Annotated in this window: 28 protein-coding genes; 7 read left to right on the top strand and 21 right to left on the bottom strand. The window is 38.6% G+C overall.

Annotated elements, in window-relative coordinates; translation table 11 throughout:
• Positions 1 to 148 precede the first annotated feature (148 nt).
• From mnmE to AA977_RS06250, 12 genes are all read right to left on the bottom strand, one after another.
• A complete protein-coding gene (gene mnmE, locus AA977_RS06300; RefSeq protein ID WP_064434981.1) occupies positions 149 to 1,501 on the bottom strand; it encodes a tRNA uridine-5-carboxymethylaminomethyl(34) synthesis GTPase MnmE in 1,353 nt (450 codons plus the stop codon).
• Positions 1,494 to 2,285: a Jag N-terminal domain-containing protein gene (locus tag AA977_RS06295; protein WP_064434980.1), complete on the bottom strand. Its 792-nt coding sequence runs from the start codon at positions 2,283 to 2,285 to the stop codon at positions 1,494 to 1,496. The genes mnmE and AA977_RS06295 overlap by 8 nt, the downstream gene beginning before the upstream one ends.
• The gene (yidC, locus tag AA977_RS06290) at positions 2,285 to 3,931 is read right to left on the bottom strand and encodes a membrane protein insertase YidC (RefSeq protein ID WP_064434979.1); all 1,647 of its coding nucleotides are present in this window, start codon (positions 3,929 to 3,931) and stop codon (positions 2,285 to 2,287) included. Before yidC ends, AA977_RS06295 begins: the two co-directional genes overlap by 1 nt.
• 5 nt (positions 3,932 to 3,936) lie before the next feature.
• The gene (gene yidD / locus AA977_RS06285; protein ID WP_021435399.1) at positions 3,937 to 4,278 is read right to left on the bottom strand and encodes a membrane protein insertion efficiency factor YidD; all 342 of its coding nucleotides are present in this window, start codon (positions 4,276 to 4,278) and stop codon (positions 3,937 to 3,939) included.
• On the bottom strand, positions 4,265 to 4,750 hold the full coding sequence (rnpA, locus tag AA977_RS06280) for a ribonuclease P protein component (protein ID WP_064434978.1): 486 nt from the start codon (positions 4,748 to 4,750) through the stop codon (positions 4,265 to 4,267). Before rnpA ends, yidD begins: the two co-directional genes overlap by 14 nt.
• Entirely contained in the window at positions 4,710 to 4,844 is a 135-nt protein-coding gene (gene rpmH, locus AA977_RS07680; RefSeq protein WP_001847286.1) for a 50S ribosomal protein L34, read from the bottom strand. Before rpmH ends, rnpA begins: the two co-directional genes overlap by 41 nt.
• 71 nt (positions 4,845 to 4,915) lie before the next feature.
• Positions 4,916 to 5,317, bottom strand: coding sequence for an ExbD/TolR family protein (locus tag AA977_RS06275; protein WP_064434977.1), 402 nt, complete (start codon positions 5,315 to 5,317; stop codon positions 4,916 to 4,918).
• A 10-nt stretch (positions 5,318 to 5,327) separates the two neighbouring features.
• Entirely contained in the window at positions 5,328 to 5,780 is a 453-nt protein-coding gene (exbB, locus tag AA977_RS06270; RefSeq protein ID WP_000661839.1) for a TonB-system energizer ExbB, read from the bottom strand.
• Between the two features lie 2 nt (positions 5,781 to 5,782).
• On the bottom strand, positions 5,783 to 6,241 hold the full coding sequence (smpB, locus tag AA977_RS06265; protein WP_000766480.1) for an SsrA-binding protein: 459 nt from the start codon (positions 6,239 to 6,241) through the stop codon (positions 5,783 to 5,785).
• A complete protein-coding gene (locus tag AA977_RS06260) occupies positions 6,238 to 7,044 on the bottom strand; it encodes a 4-(cytidine 5'-diphospho)-2-C-methyl-D-erythritol kinase (protein ID WP_154811948.1) in 807 nt (268 codons plus the stop codon). Before AA977_RS06260 ends, smpB begins: the two co-directional genes overlap by 4 nt.
• Positions 7,041 to 7,271, bottom strand: coding sequence for a carbon storage regulator (locus tag AA977_RS06255; RefSeq protein WP_014534871.1), 231 nt, complete (start codon positions 7,269 to 7,271; stop codon positions 7,041 to 7,043). The genes AA977_RS06260 and AA977_RS06255 overlap by 4 nt, the downstream gene beginning before the upstream one ends.
• 12 nt (positions 7,272 to 7,283) lie before the next feature.
• On the bottom strand, positions 7,284 to 7,772 hold the full coding sequence (locus AA977_RS06250; RefSeq protein ID WP_064434976.1) for a peptidylprolyl isomerase: 489 nt from the start codon (positions 7,770 to 7,772) through the stop codon (positions 7,284 to 7,286).
• A 133-nt stretch (positions 7,773 to 7,905) separates the two neighbouring features.
• On the opposite strand from AA977_RS06250, the gene AA977_RS06245 reads away from it, so the two are divergent.
• On the top strand, positions 7,906 to 8,685 hold the full coding sequence (locus AA977_RS06245; protein ID WP_064434975.1) for a hypothetical protein: 780 nt from the start codon (positions 7,906 to 7,908) through the stop codon (positions 8,683 to 8,685).
• Positions 8,686 to 9,194: 509 nt separating this feature from the next.
• Here the strand turns inward: AA977_RS06245 and AA977_RS06240 are convergent.
• The 4 genes from AA977_RS06240 to AA977_RS06225 form a co-directional block, all read right to left on the bottom strand.
• Complete coding sequence (locus AA977_RS06240; protein ID WP_064434974.1) at positions 9,195 to 9,623, bottom strand: hypothetical protein; 429 nt, start codon at positions 9,621 to 9,623, stop codon at positions 9,195 to 9,197.
• Between the two features lie 23 nt (positions 9,624 to 9,646).
• Positions 9,647 to 10,132, bottom strand: a complete 486-nt coding sequence (locus AA977_RS06235) for a hypothetical protein (protein WP_064434973.1) — start codon at positions 10,130 to 10,132, stop codon at positions 9,647 to 9,649.
• A 13-nt stretch (positions 10,133 to 10,145) separates the two neighbouring features.
• Entirely contained in the window at positions 10,146 to 10,832 is a 687-nt protein-coding gene (locus AA977_RS06230) for a toll/interleukin-1 receptor domain-containing protein (RefSeq protein ID WP_064434972.1), read from the bottom strand.
• 246 nt (positions 10,833 to 11,078) lie between these two features.
• Positions 11,079 to 11,318: a hypothetical protein gene (locus AA977_RS06225; protein ID WP_064434971.1), complete on the bottom strand. Its 240-nt coding sequence runs from the start codon at positions 11,316 to 11,318 to the stop codon at positions 11,079 to 11,081.
• A gap of 70 nt (positions 11,319 to 11,388) precedes the next feature.
• On the opposite strand from AA977_RS06225, the gene sppA reads away from it, so the two are divergent.
• Together sppA and purU are read left to right on the top strand one after the other, a co-directional pair.
• Positions 11,389 to 12,267 carry a signal peptide peptidase SppA gene (gene sppA, locus AA977_RS06220; protein WP_064434970.1) on the top strand — a complete coding sequence of 293 codons (879 nt, stop codon included), beginning with the start codon at positions 11,389 to 11,391 and terminating at the stop codon, positions 12,265 to 12,267.
• A 2-nt stretch (positions 12,268 to 12,269) separates the two neighbouring features.
• A complete protein-coding gene (gene purU, locus AA977_RS06215; RefSeq protein ID WP_064434969.1) occupies positions 12,270 to 13,151 on the top strand; it encodes a formyltetrahydrofolate deformylase in 882 nt (293 codons plus the stop codon).
• A gap of 86 nt (positions 13,152 to 13,237) precedes the next feature.
• Here the strand turns inward: purU and AA977_RS07870 are convergent, their stop codons facing one another.
• Positions 13,238 to 13,462, bottom strand: coding sequence for a hypothetical protein (locus AA977_RS07870; RefSeq protein ID WP_154811947.1), 225 nt, complete (start codon positions 13,460 to 13,462; stop codon positions 13,238 to 13,240).
• A gap of 132 nt (positions 13,463 to 13,594) precedes the next feature.
• Here AA977_RS07870 and cysE point away from each other — a divergent pair, with 132 nt between their 5' ends.
• The 4 genes from cysE to AA977_RS07975 all read left to right on the top strand — a co-directional run bounded on the left by cysE (position 13,595) and on the right by AA977_RS07975 (position 16,097).
• Entirely contained in the window at positions 13,595 to 14,143 is a 549-nt protein-coding gene (cysE, locus tag AA977_RS06205) for a serine O-acetyltransferase (RefSeq protein ID WP_436405043.1), read from the top strand.
• 86 nt (positions 14,144 to 14,229) lie between these two features.
• The gene (locus AA977_RS06200) at positions 14,230 to 14,916 is read left to right on the top strand and encodes an HNH endonuclease (RefSeq protein WP_064434967.1); all 687 of its coding nucleotides are present in this window, start codon (positions 14,230 to 14,232) and stop codon (positions 14,914 to 14,916) included.
• 8 nt (positions 14,917 to 14,924) lie between these two features.
• Positions 14,925 to 15,914 carry a DNA adenine methylase gene (locus AA977_RS06195; protein ID WP_064434966.1) on the top strand — a complete coding sequence of 330 codons (990 nt, stop codon included), beginning with the start codon at positions 14,925 to 14,927 and terminating at the stop codon, positions 15,912 to 15,914.
• Positions 15,915 to 15,941: 27 nt separating this feature from the next.
• Complete coding sequence (locus tag AA977_RS07975; RefSeq protein WP_172796006.1) at positions 15,942 to 16,097, top strand: hypothetical protein; 156 nt, start codon at positions 15,942 to 15,944, stop codon at positions 16,095 to 16,097.
• A 414-nt stretch (positions 16,098 to 16,511) separates the two neighbouring features.
• On the opposite strand, the gene sabA is transcribed toward AA977_RS07975, so the two are convergent.
• From sabA to exbB (AA977_RS06175), 4 genes are all read right to left on the bottom strand, one after another.
• The gene (gene sabA, locus AA977_RS06190; RefSeq protein WP_064434965.1) at positions 16,512 to 18,599 is read right to left on the bottom strand and encodes a Hop family adhesin SabA/HopD; all 2,088 of its coding nucleotides are present in this window, start codon (positions 18,597 to 18,599) and stop codon (positions 16,512 to 16,514) included.
• Between the two features lie 180 nt (positions 18,600 to 18,779).
• On the bottom strand, positions 18,780 to 19,634 hold the full coding sequence (locus AA977_RS06185) for an energy transducer TonB family protein (protein WP_064434964.1): 855 nt from the start codon (positions 19,632 to 19,634) through the stop codon (positions 18,780 to 18,782).
• Positions 19,600 to 19,989 carry a TonB system transport protein ExbD gene (exbD, locus tag AA977_RS06180; RefSeq protein ID WP_000836359.1) on the bottom strand — a complete coding sequence of 130 codons (390 nt, stop codon included), beginning with the start codon at positions 19,987 to 19,989 and terminating at the stop codon, positions 19,600 to 19,602. Before exbD ends, AA977_RS06185 begins: the two co-directional genes overlap by 35 nt.
• Entirely contained in the window at positions 19,986 to 20,423 is a 438-nt protein-coding gene (gene exbB / locus AA977_RS06175) for a TonB-system energizer ExbB (RefSeq protein ID WP_042967110.1), read from the bottom strand. Before exbB (AA977_RS06175) ends, exbD begins: the two co-directional genes overlap by 4 nt.
• Positions 20,424 to 20,642: the final 219 nt, after the last annotated feature.

Raw genomic sequence — 20,642 nt, 5'->3', positions numbered from 1 at the left:
TATATATTTTAAACTAGCCTATTTTACCCCTTTTTGAAAAATTGCAGCATGGTTTTTTGTAAATGCAGGTATTAAACAGCGCTAATGGGTAAAAAAGTCTTAAAAAGTAGCGCTAAAGAGAGGTTTTTTAATCCCTTGTTAAAGCGTTTCATTTCCCCAAACAAAATTCGCTGAACATGCTATCAAGCATTTGGCTGGTTTCATAAGGGCGGGTGAGCAAGTTTAAATTTTCTATCGCGCTTAAAATGTGGTAAGAAAAAAGCTCTAAAGTTTCTAAATGGTTTTTAGCGTTTTGCAATTCAATAATGGCGTTTTCTAGGGCGTTTTTTTGGGCTAGGGAAGTGAGTAAAAGCTTGTTTTGAGTGTCTAATTTGGGGAAAAAAGCGCTGATTTGTTGGCTCAAATCTTTTAAGCAGGCTTTGGAATTTAGGGTGTTTGTCTCTAGTAAAGAATAAGGGATTTGAAGATGGGATTTTAAAATTTCAAGCTCTAGCTTGGGCGATAAATCGTTTTTATTCAAAACAACAATGCAAGGCTTTTTAGCGCGATTAAGGGCATCAATGATAGTAAAATCTTCTTTTTCTAAGGGTTTAGAAAGATCAAACACGCCTAAAATGATGTCGCAATTTTCTAAACTTTTAAGGCTTTTTTCAATCCCTAGCCGCTCTATTTTATCCATGCTCTCTCTAATACCGGCGGTGTCAATCAAGCGCACCTTATGCCCTTGTAGTTCGATGACTTCTTCTATGGTGTCTCTTGTCGTGCCTTTAATGTCGCTCACCAAAGCCCTTTCTTCTAAAAGCATGGCGTTTAATAGGGAGCTTTTGCCCGCATTAGGTTTGCCAATAATGCTTAAAGCATGCCCTTTGTTTTTTTGTTTTTGCATGTTAGAAAAATCCAATAAGTCTTTAAAAGAGGCGATTTGTTTTTCTAAATTTTGAGACACTTCGTTTAAAAAATCGCTAGGAATGTCCTCTTCGCTATAGTCAATCAAAACTTCTGAACTCGCTAGAAGCTTTAAAAGATTGTTTCTAGCTTCTTCAATAAAGATTTTCAATTCGCCTTTAAGTTGCCTGGCTAGGGCGTTTAAAACGCTTTCATCTTCACAAAGGATGAGCTGGACACTCGCTTCAATCTCGCTCAAATCCATTTTGTGGTTTAAAAAGGCTTTTTTACTAAATTCCCCGGCTTTAGCAAGCCTGGCTCCTAAATTCAAACAAGCTTGAAGGATGTTTTGGGTTAAAAGGGGGCTTCCGTGGCATTGGATTTCGCACACATCTTCACCGGTGAAACTATAAGGGGCTTTGAAATAAATGACTAACGCTTTGTCCAATAAAATGTTATTAGAAAAAATATCGCACACATAAGCGTATCTGGGGGTGAAATCTTGTTTTTGGGTGAGTTGTTTGAGGATGTTTAGGGCGTTATTGCCGCTGATTTTAACAATGCTAATCGCTCCTTTGCCTAAAGGGGTAGCGATAGATGCAATGGTGTCATTCATTGTTAAAGTCGTTGATGACGATGTATTTTTCATCGTTTAAGTTGGTTTTGATGGAGACATATTTGTTGGGGAACGCTTTTCGTAATTTTTTTAAAGCGATATAGGTTAAAACGCCATCAGGGGCTTTCATTTGCCCTTTGCCCACTTCATGCACGGTCATGATCACGCTTTGGAGTTGGGTGTCCATCACCTTTTCTTGGTTTTGCAAAAAAGTGGAGATTTCTAAGCGGATACTATAGCCATAAGCAGGGTGGATCCAATTAAAAAGCAAGTAAGAAAGGGCTTTGTAACGATAGCCTTTCTCGCCAATTAAAAGAGCGGAGTCTTCGCCATCAATATTAATCAATAACACCCCCGGCTCATAAAGGCTGACTTCCACTTTGTTGATTTTATAGGGCAAATGAGAGAAGAGTTCTTTTAACTCTTGCTTGATCGCATGGAGTTTGTCTTCATGATAAGGCTCTTCTTTAGGGGTTTTTTTAGGGGGTTTAGGGGTGATTTTTTCTTCTTGCGGTGTTTCTAATTGTTTTTTTTCTTCTATATTGTGATTTTGATTATGATTTTGATGATCTTCTTTAGCGCTGGTTTCTTTAAGGCTATTTTCTTTAGTTTCTTTAACGCCTACTAAAATGATGGCTTCTTTTTTACCGATATTTAAAAAACCTTTAGAGGGCATTTGAATGACTTCGTATTGCAAATTAATGATGGGGCAATTCAAGCTTATAGAAGCCTGGATAAGGGCTTCTTCTAAGGTTTTGGCTTTGATTTCAATAGGATTTTGCATCAATGTTCCTTTTTGTTTTGCACATGCGCTCGTTTTTTATTCTCTAAGACTTTATTGATGATGAGTTGTTGCAACACCGAAAGGATGTTGTTCGTGGTCCAATACAAGACTAATCCTGCAGGGAAAGTGATCAAAAAGATTGTGAATAATAGGGGTAAGAGTTTAAAAATCTTTGCTTGCATGGGATCAGTCATGGTGTTTGGCGTAACGCTTTGGTGCCAATACATAGACGCTCCCATAAGAAGCGGTAAAATAAAATACGGATCCATGATGGATAGATCGTGAATCCATAAAATCCACTCTGAGCTTTTCAATTCCACAGCGTTATAAAGCACTCTATAAATCGCAAAAAATACCGGGATTTGCAAGATCAAGGGCAGACAGCCGCCTAAGGGGTTAGCCCCATGTTTTTTGTAAAGCTGCATCATGTGGGCTTGCAACTTTTGGGGTTCGCCTTTGTATTTTTCTTGGAGTTCTTTCATTTTGGGGGCTAATTCTTTGAGCTTTTGCATGCTCACCATGCCCTTATAACTTAAAGGATAGAGGATAATGCGCACAATAATCGTTAAAAGAATGATAGCCCAACCCCAGTTGCCCACAAATTGATACAAATAATCCAGTAAAACAAACACGCCTTTAGCGAAGAAAGTGATCAAGCCATACTCTATCGCATCAGTGAGCATGGGTGAAATCGCTTTCAAAGAGCGGTAGTCTTTAGGGCCAATATAGCCATGCAAAGCCGCTTCGTTTTTAAGAGAAATGAATCCTAAGGGGTTTTTAGTACCGGTTTCTGGATTGATTAAGACTTCAAAACCTTGAGGGTCATCGGTAAAAAGCAAGGTGGTGAAATACCTATCCACGCTGGATAAAAAGAGGATATTAGAAAAGCGTTTGATTTCTTTAGCGTCTTTATCTTCAATTTTTTCAATTTTTTTGTCGTTGTTTTCTAAAAGCACGCCCGAAAAGGTGTAGCTGTCCAAATCAGCCACCGGTCTGTAACCATTGGTGATCACATAGCTAGGGATAATGTTGTTAGGCGATTTGAATGCAATTTGCAAATCATAATGCAAATCATCATAAAAAGTTAGAGTTTTAATGATAACCAGATCGCCTAAATCTTGGGTTAAAACAAGCTGTTCGTTAGGCCCAAGAGTGGTTTTTGAAGCGCTATAAGGGGTGTTGAACGCTTTATTATTGAGCGTAGGGTCTAAAAAGCGCACTTCTAAAGGCTTTAAATTATCGCCTAAAAGGGGGAGTTCTTTCAGGGGGGGTTGCGCGTTTTCTTTGGAGCTAAAAAGATGGCTCACATGCTCAAAAAAGCCCTTTTGTTTGGGGGTTAGGTATTTTTTATCTTTGAGATAAACCTGTTTGATACGCCCTAAAAAATCAATTTCAATCCTGGCATGTTCAAAAGAAATGGCGCTTAACAAATTCTCTTGGGGAATGGTTTGAGTAGCGCTAAAATTTTGGGTGGCGGTGGGTGCGTTGGGGTTTAAAGCTGTGTTGTTATGCGTTACTTCTTGCTTGGTGGTTTCGGTTGTTGTTTTGTTGGGTTTTTGGAAAAAATAGCTATAAAGAGTGATAAACAAAAAAGACAAAGCGACCGCTAAAATCAAGCGTAAATTAGTGTTATTGTTTTTATCCATTGTGATTAAACCTTAATGATGTAGTAAGTTGTGCGGCTTTTGGTGGGGATAAGCCAAAAAGTGATGGTTTTAAAATTCCTGTTAAATTGGAGCAAACTAGGGCGTTTCAAGCGAGTGGTAGGGTAAGCAATGCCCCCAGAGCAAAAAGGGTTGCATGAGAGTATCCTTAAAATGATCTTGCCCATAGCGATCAAAGGGTTTTCAAAAGAGAGCAACCATAGAGCGTAGTTGGAGCAAGTGGGGTAAAACCGGCAGCTTGAAAAAGTGAAAGCCGAAAAAAAACGCTGATAGCCCTTAACTAACGCTATAAAAATCGCATTCAAAAAAGGCGTTTTATGGTTTCGCATAGGTATGAGTCGTTCCTTTTTTCAAGTCTTTTAGGGCTTTGTTCATATAGCCTTTAATGGAAGTTAGCGTTTCTAAAAAATGTTTTTCTAAAGCCCAAAAATCCAAATGATAACAATCGCCTCTAGGCACAAACACCAAAGCAAGTCCTTGACAAAGAGCGGCATGCCTTGATGCAAGCGATCGCAAACGGCGTTTAATAAGGTTGCGTTTTGCGGCGTTACCGACTTTTTTGGACACGCTTAAACCTAACAAAAAAAGTGCTTCTTTGTCTTTAAGCCTACAAGAGAGCGGATCTTTAAGGCCCTCTTTTTCTTTTGGTGGCTCTTTTGATAAATCCAAAACAAAGAGTGAAAAAAAAGGGTTGTGTTTTTTAAAACCCTTTCTATAAACCCTATCAAACTCGCTCTTATTTTTTAAAGAGTCATAGGGTTTAGACGGAAAGCTTTTTTCTGCCCTTAGCTCGTCTGGCATTAATCACCTTGCGCCCGTTTTTGGTTTTCATTCTCACAAGAAAGCCATGGGTTCGCTTTCTTGGTGTGTTGTGTGGTTGGTAAGTGCGTTTCATTTAAAACTCCCTTGATAAAAATTAAACATAAGCTTATATTATAGCTAAAGAATGCTAAAAATTCACTAAAACTACTTGTTTTGATTCTTTTTATCTTCAACAAGAATGTAAAGTTGCTTCAGATCGTTAGTTTGCAACAAATCCACCACTTTGATAAAGTTGTCCAAATTGCTTTGCTTATCGCCTTGCAAGACAATAGGGGTATCTTTAGCCAGAGTGGAAACCTTGTGTTTTAAATTTTCAAAGCTGATTTCTTTATCGTCAAAATAAAAAGAACCCTTATTAGAAATAGCGATGGTTACTTGTTTTTTGTCCAACACATCTTTAGAATCAGTGCTGTCTTTATCCACTTGGGGAATGCTAATAGGGAGCTTTGAAGTTTGCACAAAAGATGCGGTTGTGAGCACAATCACCAACAAAACAAGCATGATGTCAATGAAAGGCACCACATTCATGGATTCTACTTTTTTCACCGCTTAATCCTTAGACCTTGTTATAAATCTCATGCGATTGCGTGTCAACCGGATGGTGGAAAATATCCCATTTGGTCACTAAAATCTCGCTTTTTCTCACGAGCAAGTTATAAATCACAATCGCAGGGATCGCAACCAATAACCCCATGCCAGTCGCTTTTAAAGCAAGGGCCAAATTAGTCATGATCGCCTTAGTGTCAATGCCAGAAGCGGAGCCTAAATCCATAAAGGTGAGCATGATCCCCATAACCGTTCCTAAAAGACCGATATAAGGGGCGTTTGAGCCAATCGTGGCCACTAGAGTCAAGCGTTTGTGCAAGGCTAGTTCTAACTTGCGCCTGTCTGTGTAGTCATCTACACGAAGAGTGGCAAAAAACCACAACCTTTCTATAGCGATCGCTATAACGATGACGGATAAGAAGATTAAAAACCCTATAATCCCATAATCTACCATTTCTTTCATTGTTATCCTTTAAAGTGGTGTTTTAAATCAGCAAGAATTTCTTTATTGAGCGCTTTTTCTTTGAGACTTTGTCTTTTGTCGTGCAATCTTTTTCCTTTCACTAAAGCAATTTGGATTTTAGCTCTATTCCTTTGGTTAAAATACAATTTCAATCCTACAATACTCAAGCGTTCTTTAGACGCTTCAATCTGCCATTTCAATAATTGCTTTTTATGTAAAAGCAACTTACGCTCTCGCCTTTCATTGGGCTTGTAATACGCATGGATTGTATCTAAATAGGATATATGAACACCAAATAAAAAAGCTTCTCCTTTGATTATTTTAACAAAATTATCTTTTAAATTCACCCTAGTTTGTCTCAAAGCCTTCACTTCAGAGCCTAAAAGCGCTAATCCTGCTTCTAAAGTCTCCAAAATTTCATAATCAAAATAGGCTTTTTTGTTGCTGGCAATGAGTTTCATGCAACCCCTTTTGGAGTGGGCTTTAGCCTAAAAAACGCACTCCCACTCCCGCTAAAAAACCATTCCTTACCTAATTGGCTTTCTGTATCCTTTAAGGCTTGGTTAGTGAGTAAGGCCGGCTTTAAAAGATCGTTTAGTTCGCTTCTATCATAAGTTTTTAAACATTCTAAACTCGGTTTTTTAAGCCATTCTTTAGCTTGAGAAAAACAAGTTTTGGGCTTATAAGCTTGATAAACGACTTTGGTGCTGCAAAAAACATTATCCGGCACATAGATTTCTAGGCGATTTTCTAAAGGCTCTTCTTCAAAATTTTCAATGACTTCGCCATAAGAAGTAGCGTTAGCGCTCTTGTGTTGCGAGATGAAAAAATTAGTGTCCGCGCCCACTAAAGAGCCGATAGTATAAAGCTCTTCTAAATTCAAGTGCAAATCAAAAATTTGATTTAAATGATGCAATAGCCCCCCAGCATCAGCACTCCCACCGCCTAACCCGGCTTGAGTGGGGATGTTTTTTTCCACTTCAACCGCTAGGGTGTCTAGGGATTTGATGATAGGATTTGGGGGATTTTTTGATTTTAAAAAATTTTTTAAAATTTGGAGGGCTTTAAAAAGCGAGTTTTCTTCTAAAGGGCAGTCAAAATTCCCTTTTAATGAGAAAGATGAGGCGTTTTTAACGCTAATAATGTCTTTGAGCTGGCCTTTGACTAAACACATGCGAGAAATGAGCTTGTGATAAGCCCCTTCTTTGTGAAGGATTTTTAAAAAAATATTGACTTTAGGATAAACTTCAAAAGCATGCGTCAAGGCTTAATAACCTTTTTGATGTTTTCTAACAAGCTTTCATCTACGGAAGCAGAAGCTTTTTGGTTTTCGCTCACAATGGCCTCTTTAAGCTCAGCGCGCAAGATAAGGGTTTTTTCAGGTGCTTCAAATCCTAAACGCACGCTCCCTCTATCTATGGAAATGACTTTAATATGAATGTGATCGTCAATGACAATCCCTTCATTAACTTTGCGGCTGAGTATGAGCATCTTTAATCTTTTTTACAGAGAAGCGCTAAATGCAACGCTCTCTATAATATCGCCTTGTTTGATTTTATCCAAAACGCTAAGGCCTTCTGCGTTAGCGATCTTGCCAAACACGGTATGCTCGCCATCTAAATGGGGCAAATCCACAAAACACAAGAAAAATTGACTCCCCCCTGTGTCTCTTCCGGCATGCGCCATAGAAATAGAGCCTCTTTGGTGCTTGTTGGGGTTATGAGCCACTTCGCATTTAATGCGATGCCCTGGTCCGCCTGTGCCTGTGCCATAAGGGCAACCTCCTTGAGCCACAAAGCCGGCAATCACACGATGGAAATTAAGCCCATCATAAAAACCCTTTTTAGCTAGAGCTACAAAATTACTCACCGCTTGGGGCGCGTCTTTGTAAAAAAGCTCTAGGGTGATATTGCCTTTACTGGTTTTAATCGTAGCGTAAGCGTTTTTTGCAAGCTCTTCCTCTTTAATTTCATAAGTTTTAATGGGATCCATGATAAACCTTTGCGATAAACTTTTGTTATTCAAATTTTTTATTATAGCAATAAATTAAAACAAATGGTATTTTAGCCGATGATACTTTGGGATAATTTTGAAATTTAAGCGGTAAGTTGATGCAAGTTTAGTCATGGCGTGTTGGTGTAAAAAATTGGCGGTTGGTTGTTGTATCTTTTTATTGTCATGCGTGATGAACGCTCATAATATTAAGCTTGTTAGAAACGATCCGCCCCTAGATCTAGAACTCCCCACATGGGTTTATTCTGTTGCGTTATTGAAAGTGTATTTTAGCGATGGGACTTATAAAGAAGGCTATGCGACTTTGTTAGAAAACGGGCGTTATATCGCTTCTTCTGAAACGCTCTATTCCAATGGTTTATACCCTAAAATGATTTTAGCCAAGATGCAAGACAGCAGCGCTAAAGAGTTGATTTGTATAGCCAGCTTGCACCTTGAAGCGATGGATAGGGATCAAGGGCTTTCGCTTTTAAAAACCGCCGATTTTAGAGACGATTATTGCCATAAAAGAGAAGAGAGCTACTATCATGCAAGGATTTACACCAAATACGCTCAAACTTTTTATTTAAGCTCTTACATAAATAAAAAAACACCCAATTCCGAGCTTTACTACCCTGCACTGAATGGTGAAAATTCTTTTTCTATACAGACGATGGACATTTCTGTGGCTGAACTTTTAAAGTCTAAAAAGTTTCTTTCGCTGGATAGCTCTTTTAAAAAAGGGAGCGTGTTGTGGGGAGGGAGGCCTTATTTTAGCGAGATGGGGGAGTTTATGGGAATGGCTAGCAACGCCTTAGGGGATCAAGAAAATCTGGTAATTATCCCTAGAGAAAAGATCGTGCAATTTTTGAACGCTCTAAAAAATCAAAACATTTTTCCAAACATTCCCTAGACACTTATTTTTAAATCTTTTTGCTTGTTTTTAATTTAAAGTTTTTTAATCTTGCTTGGTTTTAATTTGTTAAGTCTTATTTTTTCTTGTGTTTAGGTTTTAGTTTTGGTTGGGGTGGTCTGATCTGATTGTGATTGAATGCGTTTGGATTTTAGTTTTTTAAATCTTATATTTTGGTGATTTTGTTTTTTGTTTGTGCTTTGTTTTTCTTAAGTCTTATTTTATCTTATGTTGGCATTTCTTGTTTGTTTTGCTTCTTGTTTCTTAATGTTTAAGTTTTGCTTTTGGTGGTCTGATCTGATTGTGATTGAATGCGTTTGGATTTGAAAAAAGCTTTTTTCATCAAGTATTGATGCTTAAAGCCTTATTTTAAAGTTTTAAGTTTTATTTATAGTGAAACTTATAAGAAAACAGGGGATTATTTTACGATACCCTGATTCCATAACGCTTTAAAAATTATCGTTTGATTGAAATCAAGCTTTTTGTAACCAACGCTCAATAAAACAGAATTAAAAACAAAAACCATAGCCCACTAAGCAAAGAGCCAACGCCAGATAAGGGAAAAGGCTAACCGAAAACATGGCGGATAAGAGTTGCGTTAACTGGCAAGTCTTTTGAACAGGAAGCGCTTCAAACAGCCTTTCATCGGTTTTAAGCCTGTTTTTTATCAGCCATTGGTATTGCTCCCTAAATAGCCTTTCTTGTTTGAGGTAATACGCATCTAAGAACCAAAAACATAGAAGTAGCACCCCTAAAACGCATAACCCATAAAAATTAGAGATCGCTTCTATTTTAAGGGATAAAACCCCAACAGAAAGAGCGAGAGTCCATTTTTTGCATTCCAAAGAGTTTTGCGCCATTTGGTTGATAATGCCTTGCAAGATTTTAAGCTCTTCTACAAGGATTTTTGCTCTGTCTTTTGGGTTATGATTGTCCATGTTTATCTCCATATTCGCCTGATTTATCTGTTAAAATTAAAAGTCCAAGCACCTTTGTCGGTTTGTATTTCTGCTTCTATAATATCGCACCCTTGAGAAATACCCTCTATTTTTTCTCCAAACTTAAGGGTTTGAGATTCCATCATCACACCCTTTTGCTCTAATTGAGAAATTTTATTTTCTATGTTTGCCAACCTTTCCTTTTGATTATCTTCAAATGTCTTATAAACGCTTTCCATATCTTTAAAATCTTGTATAGAGATTGGAGTAACTTGACTTAAAACACCCATTTGAAGTGCCTCTCTTACTGGAACAAAATTGACAGCACAATTACCCCGATTAAGCTTCACGCCTTGAATAGTAACGCTATCCACTTTAGAGTTGATCTGAAACTCTCCTTTGCTATTCACGCTCATCTCAATTGGCGATTCACCGCTACCACTATTCCCACAGCCCACTAAATACAACGCCAAACAGCTTGCACTCAGTAATTTTTGATAAGTTTTCATTTTGTATCCTTTGTTATAGATTAGGAGAAATTTTTTTGCACAAACTATCAAGAGAGATAAGTTTAAACATCCTTAATAAGTTTGTGGCATCGTAAGAAACGTGCATGGCTTTAATGCGTGACTCTTTTAGAGTGGTGCTAGCTATAAGAGTGTTAGCGATTTTTAATTCTTCATAGATCCATGCGAAATAAGTGATTTGCGATAGCCCTTGATTAGAAACGCTGTTTTCGCTCTGTAAAAACACGAAATAAGGGCATTTTTCAATCATATCTTGTAAAGACTCCCTGAGAATGAGCGTGAAAGCGTCTTCAATCTCGCTTATATCATCGTATTTTTCCAATTCGTTTAAGACATCGTTTTTATAATCCCAAAAGAGAGAGTCTATAAACACTTTGCATTTTGTTTGGATTTCTAAATAGTTTTTAACCTCTAAAGCCTTATTTCTGTCTACATGCGAATGCGATAGGAACACTTGAGCGGTTTTTAGCTGCGGTTTGAACGGGCTAAAAAAGGCTTCTTTAATTTCATTGTGGTTTAAAATGATATTGTCGTTAGAATATTTGGCGTTTTTAATGAGTTCGTAAATTTTTCTAGCTACTTCACTAGCTTGATGGGTTTGGTTAGAAAGAGAATAGCGTGTGCTGGGTTTTAAAATGCTTTGATTTTCACTACTGCTTAAATCAACCTTAAAAGCTTTCATGATATAATATATTTTCCTTTAATATTTTTATCAAATTCTCAAATATAAATACAATTTAAGTTTCCCTTAAAATCTTTTGATTATAGTAGACTTAGACTTAGCTTAAGAGTGCCTAAATTTTGGGGTTATAGGGGAGTTTGGAGGTTAAAAAATCATCATGAATGAAAGCTTTTTGACACGCCAAAAGAGTGCGTTAAAACACTTAATAAGCAAAATTACCTTAAAGGTAAAAAACAATAAAAGTCATTAAAAAATCTCTTCGCATGCCTTTTTGTCTTTATGCAATAAGCATGCTTTTTGCAGCTCTATAAAACGCTTTTTCCTTTCTTCTTCGGCGCTAGGCTTTTGAACAGAATGCGGGGTTTTTGAAGTAGGGGTGAATTTGGGCACATACCCTAGCTTATTGGCTAAATAAAAACCCAAAGCCGCCACTAAAATAAAAATCCAATCCGTTTTCCTTATCTTAGGGCAAAATTTACACGCCATGATTTAATCCTTAAAACATTTAAAGTATAATACACTCTTATGGTCAAATTTTAAGTTCAGGAAAAATTGCATGTGGAGTTTCATTCAAAAAATCTTTAAGGCTTTAGTGATTATGCCTTTAGATTTTATCACGAAGTATTTCAAGTCGTTTGTGCTATTACTCATTGTGTTAGTCTTTTTTAGCGCTAAAGAAAGCGCGCCAAGCAACCCACCCAACCTCGCCAAACTCTATTTGAATGGGGCGATTTTTAGCGCAGAAGATTTTGACAAAGAAGTGGATAAGATTTTAAAAACCCCTAGCATTAAGGGCGTTTTATTGTTGATTGACTCTCCTGGTGGAGCTGTGTCAGCGAGCGTGGAATTGAGCGAAAAAATCGCTGATTTGAAGCAAAAAATGCCCGTTTTAGCGTATGCTAGGGGGGTTATGGCGAGCGGGAGTTATTATGCGGGCATGCAAGCGAGTGAAGTTTATGCCTCTAAAGCGAGCTTGATCGGCTCTATTGGGGTGATTTTTTCCGGCGCGAATGTGGAAGATTTGCTCAATAAAGTCGGCGTAGCCACTCAAGGCGTGCATGCGGGCGAGTATAAAGAAATAGGCACTTTCACTAGGGCGTGGAAACCGAACGAAAAGGATTTTTTGCAAAATTTAGTCAATGAGCAATACCAAATGTTTGTGAATGATGTCGCTAAGGCCAGAAAACTAGACGCTAAGGATTATAAAAATTTTGCTGAAGGGAAAGTTTTTAGCGCCCAAAACGCTCTAAAATTAAAGCTCATTGATAAAATCAGCACGATTAAGCAAGCCCAAAATCGTTTGATGGAATTGAGCAAGGTTAAAAAAGCTTATTGGCTAGAAAAAAGCCCTATGGAGCGTTTTATTGAAAAAGCCACGCAATCAGCGAGTCATATCATCACGCAAGCGCTTGGCTATCAATTATTAATGAGATAAAAATGTTAGAATTTATTTTAAAGATTCAAGCCAAAGACGCTAAAGGTCTGGTGAGTGCGATTAGTAGCGTTATCGCTAACAAGGGCTATAATATCGTTAAAAACGATGAATTTGTTGATCCTTTAAAACAACGCTTCTTCATGCGGCTAAAAATCCAAAAAGAAATTACACCCTTGAATGTTGGAATCAAAGAACAAGAAGAGCGATCCTTAAAAACCGCCCTTTTTAAAGCTTTAGAAAATTTTAAAGAGCTATCCATTGAAGTCATTTTAACGCGCAAAAAAAACATTGTTTTACTCGCTACTAAAGAGAGCCATTGTTTAGGGGATTTGCTTCTTAGAGTGTATGGGGGGGAATTAGACGCTCAAGTTTTAGGCGTTATCGCTAATTATGAGATTTTACGCCCTTTAGTGGAAAAATTTGACATCCCTTATTTTTATGCGCCTTGCACTAACCAAACTTTGCATGAAAAAAAAATTTTAGAAATCATCAAAGACTTGGAATTAAAGCATAAAGTCAGCGCAGACTTGCTCGTTTTAGCCAAATACATGCGCATTTTAAGCCATGATTTTACAAAGCGCTATGAAAACCAGATCCTAAATATCCATCATAGTTTCTTGCCCGCATTCATTGGGGCTAACCCTTACCAGCAAGCGTTTGAAAGGGGCGTGAAGGTCATTGGGGCCACGGCGCATTTTGTGAATGAAAGCCTTGATGCAGGGCCAATTATCATACAAGACACTCTGCCCATTAACCACAATTACAGCGTGGAAAAAATGCGCCTAGCGGGTAAGGATATAGAAAAACTGGTTTTGGCTAGGGCGTTAAAACTCGTTTTAGAAGACAGAGTCTTTGTGCATGAAAACAAAACGGTGGTGTTTTGAATGCTTCCATTAGCGTGCTTTAGGATTATTGGGAAGAATTCTCTTGATATTTTGTTTTAGTGGCGATAGGCTTTGGTTGGGTTGTTTTAGTTTTTAACTTTTTTTGGGTTTGGATTGGGTTGTTGTTGGGTTGTTGTTATGGGGGTTTGTGTTTTTTTAGCGATTTTATAGCGTGCATTGGTGTGTTTTATTGGTTCTTGTATCGTTATTTCTTGGTTTCTTTTATCTCTATAATAATTAGTGTAAGATACCAATACAATAAACAATTTGAAAGGATAGCCAATGTCTAGTGGTTTGAGAAATGTTTTCATCAGTGCCGATAACAATAAAAGCGCATATAACCAATTCTTGAACAATAATTTAGAAAGGATTGTTGATCTAATATTTTATTGGATGCAAAAATTCCTAGCAATCGCTGTTCTTTTTATGGGAGAGGAACTTAAATGAAGGGGAAAAATACACAAACAAACTCTATCATAAAGGATTTATCTTATAGCTTGGAGCGCGTTTTGCAAGAAGATCCGGCGGCTAGGAATAAGTGGGAGGTTTTCTTGCTTTATCCAGGTATTCATGCGCTGCTTTGCCACCGATTAGCGCATGCGTTGCACAAGCGTGGGTTTTATTTTATTGCACGCGCGCTTTCTCAGCTGGCGCGCTTGATTACTGGGATAGAAATCCATCCGGGTGCTAAGATTGGGCGAGGGCTTTTTATCGATCATGGCATGGGCGTGGTGATTGGCGAGACCACAGAGATTGGAGATGATGTTACCATTTATCATGGCGTAACTCTAGGGGGCACGGGAAAATTTAAGGGTAAGCGCCACCCTACTTTGGGTAATCGTGTGGTAGTGGGGGCGGGGGCTAAGGTTTTGGGCGCGATTTGTATAGGCGATGGCGCAAAGATTGGGGCTAATGCCGTGGTGCTTTCAGATTTGCCCACAGGCTCTACGGCTGTGAGCGCTAAAGCTAAAATCATTATAAAGGATTGTTAGGTTTTAGATAAGTAGTTGATCTCATTTGTGCTATGGTTGGTGGGTTATTTTGACCCTAAAATTTATAAAGAAGAGGTTTTTTAAAGATGAATAAAAGTAAAAAAGAGTTATTTTTAGAACTTGCTCAACCTGATAACAATGGGGTGAGTCGTTGGGTAAGCGTTACAGAATTTGTAGGAAAATATCAAGGATTACAGCTAGGTAATGGGGGGAGTTGGTGCAGAAAGAACTCATCTATAGCTAAAGAATTTAACTTAGAATTTGATAAGGAGCAAACTCTAGGAAATTCTATTGATAGAATGCGTTTGAATGGCTATAATACCGAATGTGTTTTTAACCAAAGTATCCGTCAAGACATTAAAAATTACTATAGCCAACAATGTTGTGCGATGTGCGGTGTGCGTGGCAACTCTGAAAACACTAAGATAGAGGTAGATCATAAAGATGGTTGCAAGGATGATCCAAGAGTTTCTAATTTAAGCATGCAGGCTTTTGATGATTTTCAAGCTTTATGTAAGGCTTGTAATGACAAGAAACGCCAAATTTGTAAAGAATGTAAAGAAACTGGCTATAGATTTGATGCAACAAAAATTCCTGGCAATCGTTATCCTTTCTACGAGGGGGAGGCTGAATATGATGGCTGTGTGGGTTGTTACCAGTATGACCCCATACAATACAAGAAAATTTGTAATGACAAGATATATAATGAAGGGTATCAAAAAGGCTATCATGAGGGGTATCAAATTGGATACCATCAAAAAACCACTCTATAGTTGTTGCAATGAACTACATCGGCTCTAAATACAAGCTCATTCCCTTTATTAAAGAAAATATCCATGCGGTTGTGGGCAATGATCTCTCTGGCGCGGTTTTTTGCGATCTATTCGCTGGGACAGGCATTGTGGGGCGCGCGTTTAAGGGCGTTGCAAAAAAGATTGTTTCTAATGATTTGGAGTATTATAGCTTTGTTTTGAATCAAAATTATATTGCAAACATTCAAGAGATCCCTAACAAACAAGAGCTTATTGATAGGCTCAATAGCGTTGCTTTAAAAAAGGGCTTTATTTATTCGCATTATTCTTTAGGGGGGAGTTCAAGGCAGTATTTTAGCGAAACAAACGCTCAAAAAATTGATGCGATGCGCTTGAAAATTGAAGAGCTTAAGCGTTCTCAAAATATTGATAGCCATGCGTATTATTTTTTGCTCGCATCGTTATTGGAGAGCGCGGACAAGGTGGCTAACACCGCTTCAGTGTATGGGGCTTTTTTAAAACACCTTAAAAAAAGCGCTCAAAAAGAACTCATCTTAGAAGGCGCTCATTTTGATTTGAGTTTAAACGCTAACGAAGTGTATCAGCAGGATTCTAGCGATTTGATTGAAAAGATTTCGGGGGATATTTTGTATTTAGACCCCCCTTACAATGCGAGACAATACGGGGCGAATTACCATTTGTTAAACACGATTGCTGCTTATACGCCCTTTATCCCAAAAGGTAAAACCGGCTTGCCCCATTACCAGAAATCATCGTTTTGCTCTCGTGCTAAAATCTTAAACGCCTTTGAAAACTTGATCAAAAAAGCACGATTCAAATACATTTTTTTAAGTTATAACAATGAAGGGCTTATGAATGAAATAGAGATTAGAAATATCTTAAAAAAATACGGCGCTTACTCTTTAGCCACCAAAACTTACATGCGTTTTAAAGCGGACAACGCGCGCGCCCACAAAGCCACGCACACCAAAGAATTTTTACATGTTTTGATTAAGTGATTTTAAAATAGTTGAATTTATAAGGGATTGTGTTTTGAAAAAGGGGGAATACAAAATATTGAAAAGATTTTGCAAAAAGACAGCGCACCCACAAAGGCATTAAACAAAGCTAAAATTCCCATTTTATCCCGACAGCACGAAAAACTCCGTCCTTTAGGGCGAGAAGATGCAAGTAGTGCATAGCCGTTAGGCTATATTTAAACTAAAAGATAGCAAAGTATCTCTAGTCTTTTTGGGGCAGGGAATGTCCATGCAGACTTTAAAGAACAAAGCCTTTCATGTTAGTGTCCGTTGGTTAGTGTCCGTTGGGACGCTTTAGTTAGGAAGCCTCTTGCTTTAGGAAGGGGCGGTTTCACAAAAACTAAGCCGACTAAAGACAAGAATAATATCCAATAAGTTGCCATGCTTGTAATAGAGAGAAAACTAAAGCCCCATTCTTTGTTTTGATGTGAGCATGCAGGTTTTGGCTATCTTTACAGGATTTCTTATTTTCTGTATTTTTCTTTAGCGAATGCCTTTGATCTTAATCAAATTGTTGGCTTTAGATTTAGTGTTGAACTATGTGTCAATTCTCTCTTAAAGAGAGAATTGCACCACCTAGTAAGCGAACACATAGTTTAAGAAAAGGCTATAGAGCCTTCTGTATTTGAGCTCAGCCCCCATGAAAGAATAGTAATTGGTGTTAATGGTAGGGATTTTCACGCCTAATTCAATGCCATGCTGAGCGCTATGATCGCTGTCTTTTTTCTTGGGTCTGGCGAGATTCATCCTCAAGCCCAAATTGAATAAAAATTGGAAATTAGCCACATTCATCTTAGCGCTATAGATATTACCCATCATGTTCAAATTCACATACTCAGAATTGAGCCACGAAGTCCCGGCTAACGCAAAGCCTCCAAAAAGCCCCACAGAAAGCTTGTTGTTCTTGCCTAAAAAGTTGGTGTTTTTGTCGTTGATGAAGTTATAAAGAGCGTCCATGCCCACGCCATAAGTCCACACATCAGAAGCGGAGTTGAAAAAGTTAGATTTGATAAAGGCGTGGTTGTAATCAAAAAAGCCGTAGTATCTTAACCCCCAATTCCTTTTTTTACCAAAGAATTGTTTGTAGCCCACTTGCACGCCAATGCCGTTCATCGCGCCGTTGTTGGTTTGAGAGCTGACGATGCCCACTTTCCTAAAGGGGTTTTTACCTAATTCTTGCCTAATGGTTTGGAGCTGGTCGTATTTGTTGGTATCCAAAGAATAAGTGAGCAAACCTTCTGGGGAATTAGGGTTTTGAACTGCATGCGTCATGTTTTGGAGAGACTTAGCGTTAGGCAAATGAGAGAGATTGCTGTTGATCGTTTTTGAGTCCTTGTTTAGAGCACTAAGGGCTTCTTTAAAATTCAAAATGGTTTGAGCCAAAGCTTTTTCTTGATTGACCTGGTTGCCATAATAAGCGGTGTGTTGCTCCAAAGAATTGAGAGTCTCTTTCACAAACGCGCAACCTGAACCATAAGTGTTGTCGTTAATCACGCCAGCCGATCCTGCGGTGCATTCTTCTAAATCGCCTTGGATAGGCCCTTGAATGCTGTGGAAATTGTTCGCTACTTGTTGGGCTAGGCTTAAAATCTCTGCTTGAGCGTTCGCTCTGTTGAGCATTTCTTGAGCGAATTGTGTGTCTTTAGAAGTGTAGGGGTTGAAATTATCTGGTTGCGTGATTTGGGTGTTTTCATTAGCGTTGAGTTGTTGGGTTTTTTCTAGGGCGGTTTGAGCGTTTTTAATCATCTCGTTAATAGCGTTAAAACTATCGCCAAAAATATCCATCACAGTCCCGGTCTTGCCGCCAAAACCCCATGCCCCACCGCCACCATTCACATGCGGGTTTTGAGTGGTAAGGACATTGATGATGGTAGCGGCTTGTTGCAAAAGGTTTTCAGCGTCATTGACACTGCTAATTCTTAGTTGAATTGGGATTGAAGATCCGCCTGAATAATAATTGCCGCTTCCATTTGCATAAGTGTATTCTGTTGTGGGGTTTCTTGTGAAAGTTTGATTGATGCTGACTACCATTTTTTTAGATCCGTTCAAGGCAGGCATACCGCCCCCTTGATTTTGGTTTAGAGCGGTTTGGATAGTTTGATAAGCGGTGTTGAGAACTTGGTATTCGCTGCTAGATAGAATGCCATTAGGCCCTACATTACTCGCTCCATTGCAATTGGTGGTGGTCGTCCCGCTACCGGTGTTGTAGCTGTAGTTTGGCGTGTTATCAAACGTTCGAACGCCTCCATTCTCTAAATGTTCTGGGCCAAGATTAGGGCCAGGGCCACAGCTAATGCCAAAGGCTATGACTTGCCACATGCCCACAGCGGCATTGAGCGCTAAAGCCACAGCTTGATAGGCCGGGGAAGTGGTGGTACCGCTAGTGAGATTAATGGCACTAGAGCTTAAATTGTTGATCGCACCGGTGATCGCGCTGGGCGTGCTGGCTAGATTGACTAAGGAGTTTAAGTAATTGTATTGGTTTAAAAGGTTGTTTAGTTGTTCAACTCTATTCTCAAGGCTTTGTATCGCTCCGGTGTTTTTAACCATTTGAGCGGCTTCACCGATTTGATAGCCCACGCTTGTATAAAAGCCATCGTCTTCAGCCCTTGATAGCGAAGCTATGAGAGAAAGGGAGAGTAAGAGAGCCTTTTTGATTTTCATGTTTTCTCCTTTTGATAGATTTTTCTTTTAAAAAAAGAAACTTTGTATTGTAAGCAATAAATGGAAATTTATGGCTAATTTTAGCTCTAAATTTTAGAGATTTTGTTTTTTTTTTTTTTTTTGTAAATTGCGGAAAATGGGGGGTTCTAAGGCTTCAATCGCCTTTAAAAGAAAGACTAATCAGTCTTCTTTCAAGCTATAAGCGATAGGGATTTTCAAATGCACGGTTTCTTCTGGTTTAGGGAATAAATGCGCCGCGCTTTTAATAGCTTCTAAAGCCGCATGGTTTAAAATGTCAGTCGTGTTGCTTTTGACAACCTTAATGTCTGTAACGCTCCCATCAGGATTGATGACAAAACTCACCAACACTTCGCCCTCAATGCCTCTAATCTGCGCCATTTTGGGGTAGCGGTTCTTAGAAGAAATAGCGGTTTGGATCTTCATTAAAAATTCGTTGCTCACCCCTGGGTTATAGGCTTGCGCTTCAGAAGTGGCCCCATCAGAAGTCTTGTTAGACTCTTCTTGTTTGTCTTTTTCTTTGACAATGTCTTTAGTCGTTACTTGCTTAGGAGCGCTTTTTTCTTTAGCTTCTTCCTTGGCTTCTTCTTTTTTGGGTTCTTCTTTTGGCTCTTCTTTCTTAACCTCTTCTATTTTAGGCTCAGGCTTAGGCTCGGGTTTTGGCTTAGGCTCAGGTTTGGGTTTCGGTTTTGGCTCAGGCTTTGGTTTGGGCTTGGGCTTGGGCTTGGGCTTAGGTTTAGGCTTTGCTACCTCTTTTTTAGGCTCTTCTTTTTTGGGTTCTTCTTTAGGCTCTTCTTTGGGTTTAGCCGATTCAGCGTTGGTTTTGGTTTTGGAATTGGTGTTAATGCTGGCTAAACTCATGGTAACCTTAGTGGTACCCGCTTGCGCTAAAGGCGCTGGGGCGTCTTCATGCAATAAAAAATAGCCAAACCCTAGAGCGTATAGAGTAAAAGAGATTAAAAAGCTAACGCTCGTTGAAACTTTACTGAGCTTGCGTGGAGATGGAGAAATTTTCATGATTATGCTCTTTTAAAATATCCATAATGCTGATAAAAGTTTCAAAACGAGAGCTTTTGTCGCTTTTTAGATCTATAAGGGTTTTAGGATCTGTTTGTTTGACTACAGCGCTCAAAGCTTCCAAATTCGTCGGTTTGTCATCTACGAAAATGTTGTCATGCTCATCTACAGAGATAACCACCACTTTTTGATCGTTTGACTGCGTTTTTTCGGCATTTTTAGCGTTAGGGAGACTGACCTTAATCTTACCTTGCGCGATAAAAGTAGAAATACTCAACACGATCGCTAGTAAAACGAGCATAATATCAATGAAAGGGACAACATTCAGCCCATCGCCTCTTCTAATGCTTTTCATTTTTTCATGATCCTAAATTTTTCACTCAAAACATCGGATTTTCTCAACAAGCTATTATAAGCGATCAAAGTAGGAATCGCCACAGCAAGCCCTAGAGCGGTCGCTTTTAAAGCCAAAGACAAACCTACCATGATCGTTTTAGCGTCCATCCCGCCGCTCACGCCCATGTCATAGAAAATCACCATGATCCCTAAAACCGTTCCTAACAAGCCCACATAAGGCGCGTTAGAATAAATCACATAAAGAATGGTCAAGTTCTTGGTTAAATCCAAATTTAGGGCGTCTATATCATCATAAGCCTTCAAATTGACTTTGGAATAAAAAATAATTCTTTCAATCACAAACCACAAAGCTAAAAAACTAGCCACGCCAAGCACCGCAAACACAAATATATCCACATAATCTTTCAACATCGCCATTGAAAAACCGCCCATAAAAACTCCTTGTTACGATAAAATAATCCCCTTAAACTAAAGCCGCATGCCATACAGCTACATTCTAAGAGCATGCACTCTTAAGAAGCGCTTTTTCGCATAAACGCTCCAAAATGATAAAGGAATATTGGATTGTTGATTATATTGTTTTAATAATAACAAGTCAATAATAATTAACCTAGTAATTGTAATCAAATTCAAACGCTAAAACTACCTTAT

Origin of the sequence: Helicobacter pylori (assembly GCF_001653455.1) — a bacterium.
In the GTDB taxonomy this organism is placed as follows: domain Bacteria; phylum Campylobacterota; class Campylobacteria; order Campylobacterales; family Helicobacteraceae; genus Helicobacter; species Helicobacter pylori_A.
The sequence above is the reverse complement of the archived record's forward strand: the minus strand, read 5'-3'. Positions and strand labels throughout refer to the sequence as shown.